Consider the following 292-nt stretch of genomic DNA (forward strand, 5'->3'; position numbering starts at 1 on the left):
GGCTGAAGGGATCGGTCTTGAAAACCGACAGGCGGGTTAAACCGCGCGGGGGTTCGAATCCCTCTTCCTCCGCCATTGTTATCCATGAATAGTTTTGGAGGGGTAGCGAAGTGGCTAAACGCGGCGGACTGTAAATCCGCTCCCTCAGGGTTCGGCGGTTCGAATCCGTCCCCCTCCACCATATTTTTGATAGAGGTTGTTTCATATTAATACACAATAAGTCCGGCCGGGGTGGTGGAATTGGCAGACACACAGGACTTAAAATCCTGCGGTAGGTGACTACCGTGCCGGT

General features: G+C 53.4%; 1 tRNA gene. It reads left to right on the plus strand.

The annotated features are described in order from the left end of the window. Window positions 1-96 precede the first annotated feature (96 nt). A tRNA-Tyr gene (locus tag SAY88_RS24880) sits at window positions 97-181 on the plus strand. The last annotated feature ends 111 nt before the right edge of the window (window positions 182-292 follow it).

It is taken from the genome of Halalkalibacter flavus (genome assembly GCF_036663575.1).
Classification (GTDB): domain Bacteria; phylum Bacillota; class Bacilli; order Bacillales; family Bacillaceae_D; genus Halalkalibacter; species Halalkalibacter flavus.